Source organism: Variovorax sp. 20P10.2.4 (assembly GCF_058244205.1).
This window is the reverse complement of the sequence record NZ_JBZAYE010000604.1, coordinates 1-4,404: the sequence shown is the minus strand read 5'-3', so window position 1 is coordinate 4,404 and position 4,404 is coordinate 1. Positions and strand designations below refer to the sequence as shown.

The 4,404-nt window shown below is 68.5% G+C and carries 6 protein-coding genes; 1 reads left to right on the top strand and 5 read right to left on the bottom strand.

Annotated features, from left to right (window positions below; all coding sequences use genetic code 11):
• A partial coding sequence (locus tag AC27VN_RS34005; RefSeq protein WP_490879429.1) for a biosynthetic peptidoglycan transglycosylase occupies nucleotides 1-573 on the bottom strand: 573 nt, incomplete at its 3' end.
• A gap of 338 nt (nucleotides 574-911) precedes the next feature.
• On the opposite strand from AC27VN_RS34005, the gene AC27VN_RS34000 reads away from it, so the two are divergent.
• Entirely contained in the window at nucleotides 912-1,127 is a 216-nt protein-coding gene (locus AC27VN_RS34000; RefSeq protein WP_093348507.1) for a hypothetical protein, read from the top strand.
• Between the two features lie 13 nt (nucleotides 1,128-1,140).
• Here the strand turns inward: AC27VN_RS34000 and AC27VN_RS33995 are convergent, their stop codons facing one another.
• From AC27VN_RS33995 to AC27VN_RS33980, 4 genes are all read right to left on the bottom strand, one after another.
• The gene (locus tag AC27VN_RS33995) at nucleotides 1,141-1,767 is read right to left on the bottom strand and encodes a LysE family translocator (protein WP_093348510.1); all 627 of its coding nucleotides are present in this window, start codon (nucleotides 1,765-1,767) and stop codon (nucleotides 1,141-1,143) included.
• A gap of 30 nt (nucleotides 1,768-1,797) precedes the next feature.
• On the bottom strand, nucleotides 1,798-2,199 hold the full coding sequence (locus AC27VN_RS33990) for a GFA family protein (protein ID WP_093348512.1): 402 nt from the start codon (nucleotides 2,197-2,199) through the stop codon (nucleotides 1,798-1,800).
• A gap of 147 nt (nucleotides 2,200-2,346) precedes the next feature.
• Nucleotides 2,347-2,625 (bottom strand): DUF2277 domain-containing protein, encoded by a 279-nt coding sequence (locus tag AC27VN_RS33985; RefSeq protein WP_296776490.1) that lies wholly within the window; start codon nucleotides 2,623-2,625, stop codon nucleotides 2,347-2,349.
• A 702-nt stretch (nucleotides 2,626-3,327) separates the two neighbouring features.
• Nucleotides 3,328-4,404 (bottom strand): amidase (locus tag AC27VN_RS33980; RefSeq protein WP_490879428.1); only part of this gene is annotated, 1,077 nt, incomplete at its 5' end.

Here is a 4,404-nt window from a genome sequence, read left to right as displayed (position 1 = left end):
CAGGGTGCGCGAGAGCGCGTCGATGCCCACGATCTCGCCGCGGAACGGCACGCTGTTGAGGTAGGCCTCGAGGATCTGGTCCTTGCGCCACTGGCGTTCGAGCTGGGCCGCGGCCACGGTCTGGCCGAGCTTCTGCGTCAGGCTGCGGCCGCCGCCACCGCGCCGCAGGTCCTCGTCGAGCAGGCCCGAGAGCTGCATCGTGATGGTCGAGGCGCCGCGCGTGCGCGTGTTCCAGAGATTGCCCCAGGCCGCGGCCGAGACCGCGCGCCAGTCGACGCCGCTGTGCTCGTAGAAGCGCCGGTCCTCGCTGAGCACCATCGCCGTGCGCAGCGCCGGCGAGATGTCGGCCAGCGCCGTCCACTGGCCGCGTCGCACGCTGGCGTCGGTGCGCACGCGCTGCAGCAGCTCGCCGTTGCGGTCGAGCACCGCGGTGTCGGACGAACGGAAGTCGCGCTTCACCTCCTCGAAGCCGGGCACGGCCCATGCCGCCTGCGTCGTCAGCATCAGCGCGGCGAGCGCCAGCATGAGGCGCGGAAACGCGGGAGGAGGAAACAAGGCGGTGGGCGTCGGCATCAGGGCAGGGGTGCGCGCGGGGAATGCGCCGGGCTGGAAAGCGGCCGCCATTCTCGGCCATGCGCGTCGGGCTGCCGTCCTGCCGAAAGATGTAGACGGAAGTTCGAACCGGTGCCGCGCGGCATGCGCCTACTCGCGGACGCGGGACGCACCGCCACGCGGGGGCCGGGCGCGTCGCTCACAGTCGGCAGCAGCTGCCACATCCGGTCACACAACTTCACCGCGGCGCAGCCATCGCGACACCGCGGCCCGACCTGCGTGGCCTTCAATGCGCTACCGCTGCGGTGCCCAGAGGCCAGCCGCCGCGGTGTTCCACAACCATTCCAAGGAGAACCCTCATGAAGAACAACAGACTCGCCACCCTGGCCGTCGTGCTGTCGGCCTCGGCCGTGCTGGCCGGCTGCGTGGTCGCCCCCGGCTACGACCGCCCGCCGCCGCCGCGCCATGGCGACCGTGACCGCGACGGCGTGCCGAACCGCTACGACCGCGATCGCGACGGCGATGGCGTGCCCAATCGCTACGACAGCCGTCCGGGCGATCCCCGCCGCAACTGATCGAGGGGCCGGCTCAGGCCGGCCGGCGCGCCATCAGCGCCCACAGGCCCGCCGCGCTCAGCAGCGCGCCGCCGCCGAGGTTGAAGCGGCGCTGCGCGCGCGGCGACGACAGCAGGCGCCGCGCCGAACCCGCGAACACCGCATAGAGCGTGGCGTTGAGCGTGGCCATCGCGACGAAGGTCAGCGCCAGCACCCACATCTGCGGCGCGACCTCGGCCTTCTGGCTGATGAACTGCGGCAGGAAGGCCACGAAGAACACAATGCCCTTGGGGTTGAGCGCCGTCACCAGGTAGGTGTTGGCGAACAGCCGCCAGCGCGAGGCGGGTGCTTCCGGCGTCGCGATCTCGGCGCTCGACACGCCCGCGCGCAGCAGCTTGATGCCCAGGTACAGCAGGTACAGCCCGCCCACCCACTTCACCGCGTTGAACCAGAAGGCCGAGGCCGCGAGCAACGTGCCCAGGCCCAGCAGCGACACCACCAGCGCGGTCGAGTCGCCGAGCGCCACCGCGGCCACCAGCGGCACGTTGGCGCGGCGGCCATGCGACATCGAGTAGCTGATCACGGTGAGGATGGTCGGGCCGGGAATGATCAGCAGCACGGCCGAGGCGGCCACGAAGGCGAGCCAGAGTTCGAAGGGCATGGGGGTGTCTCCTGGGGTTGTGTTTGTCTGTCAGGGATCGATGGCCGTGCGCGCCACGTGCCAGGTGCCGCGGTGGCCATCGACGTAGCGCAGGGGCGAGTTGACCAGATCGTCGAGGTCCACGTCGTCGAGGCAGGTCACGTTCACGCCATAGGCATGGGCGCCGGTCTCGGGCGAATGGCCCACGCCGAAGGAGCGCACGCCGCAGAGCTTGCAGACGATGTAATGGCTGTTGCGGCTGTCGAGCATCTGGTCGCTGAGCTCGGATTCGCCCTCGAGCAGGCGAAAGGCCTCGGGCTCGACGATGGCCGGCCAGAAGCGCGTGCGGGTGCAGATCGCGCAGTTGCAGCGCAGCGTGCCCAGGCTCAGGTCGATGTCGGCTTCGAAGCGCACGGCGCCACAGTGGCAGCCTCCGATATAGGTCTTTCTCATTCGGTCGATGTCCGCGTCTTCTTTTTGAATGTGTTTCGGCTTGCAAGGCACGATACCAAAGGCCTTTTGGCCCTGCGCCGCGGCAGGCAAAAACCGTGCGCGGCGAAGGCCGAACGCGGCGGGCTCAGGCGCGAATGCCGGCCGCGGTCACGAAAGCTGCGTGCCGAAGCGCGCCGCCGAGCGGGCCTTGGCGCGCTCGGCCTCGACCTCGCGGTCGCGCGGCCCGGCCGTGGTCACCAGCGATTCGAGCAGCCGCGCCGCGCTGGCGCTGACCTCCTCGACGGCGCGTTCGAACGCGGCCTCGTTGGCGCGCGAGGGGACGTTGAAGCCGCTGAGCTTGCGCACGAACTGCAGTGCCGCGGCGCGGATCTCCTGCTCGGTGGCGGGCGGCTCGAAGTTGTAGAGGGTCTTGATGCTCCTGCACATGGTGTCGGGTCTCCGGGCTCTTGTCGGGTACGGTCAGTTTGCCAGCGGACTTGGTCGAATTGAAGATGCTCTTCCTGGTTGGGCCGTTGGCCGGGTCTCGCCCCGGCGGGCGAGTCACTTTCTTTTGCTTCGCCAAAAGAAAGTAACCAAAGAAAAGGCGACCCACTGTCTGCGACCCTCCGCTTCGCTGCGGGCAACCTGCGGTGCTCGCGTTTCGCGGGGTCTCGCAGAACTCGCTTCGCTGCGCTGCGCTCAAACAGCTGCGAGCCCTTATCCGCGAAACGCTGCGCTCCTCGGCGCAGCCAGAGGGGTGGTTCGGGCCGTCGCTGCGCTCGGCCGTAGATACCAGACGGGCCTTCGCTTCGCTCGGCCTCAGTGAAAGATCTAGGGCCTATGCATGCGCACTCACCACACAAGGACGCGCCACGGCGCGTTGACCCTAGTCCCCTCTGGCTGTGCCGAGGAGCGCAGGAGAAAGCGGGATAAGGGCCGCAGCTGTCTGAGCGGAACGAAGTGCAGCGAGTTCTGCGGACCCCCGCTTTCTCCGAGCACCGCAGGTTGCCCGTAGCGAAGCGGAGGGACACAGACAGTGGGGTCGCCTTTCTTTGCTTACTTTCTTTGGCGAGACAAAGAAAGTGAGCCGCCCGCCGGGGCGGGACCCGGCCTACGGCCTAAGCAAGGAGAGCAAAGCCAAGAAAAACCTCACCCCGCCCGAAGCACGTCTTCAACAGCCAAAGCAACCCCAGCCAACCGCGAGTCATCCCCATTCACCGAAGACAACATCAACCCAACAGGCAACTCTCCAGCCGAATGACAAGGCAAGCTGAACGAACACCCATCCATCAAATTGATCGCAAACGTATTCCGCAACAACAGTCCGTTAGCCTGGAAAAACGCCGAATCCTCAGCCAGCGAATCAATGGCAGGCGCCACGATAGGCACCGTAGGACACAGCAACGCATCGAACCCCTCGAGCCGCCCTTCGACCCGAGAGATCCACTCCCGCCTCCGATCCAGCAGCGCGATGTAATCGGCAGCCCGCACCTCCGTCCCCAGGGCAATCCGCGCCGCAACCCGAGAATCGAAAGCCTCGCGCTTCGAAGCAAACCGTTCCCGATGCACAGCCGAAGCCTCGATAGGCGACAACCCCCCCGGCGCATTGACCGTCCCGATCTCCGCCAGCTCGCTCAACGCAATCTCCACGATCTGCGCCCCCGCTTTGGACAGCGCCTGCACCGCCCGCTCGAAAGCCCGCGCCACGCCAGGTTCGATCGCATCGAACATCAGCGTCTTCGGCACCGCAAGCCGCAACCCTTGCGCCGGCCGGCGCCGCACCACGAGCGGCGTGTCGGCGATCGCGGCGTCGGCGATCAGGCAGTCCTCGACGCTGCGCGCCATCGCGCACACCGTGTCGAGCGAACGCGCGAGTTCGAAGGCGCCGGTGCGCGGCACGCGCGACTGCGTGCTCTTGAAGCCGACGATGCCGCACAGCGCGGCCGGAATGCGGATCGAGCCGCCGGTGTCCGAGCCCAGGCCCGCGACCGCGAGGCCCAGCGCCACCGACACCGCGGCACCCGACGAGGAGCCGCCGGGAATGCGCGCGACCTCGGCATCGGCCGGGTTGCGCGGCGTGCCGTAGTGCGGATTGATGCCCACGCCCGAGAACGCGAACTCGGTCATGTTGGTGCGGCCCACGATGGCCGCGCCCTGCGTGCGCAGCCGCGTCACCACGGCCGCGTCGCGCGCGGCGGGAGGTTCGCCCCGGCAGGCGATGGAGCC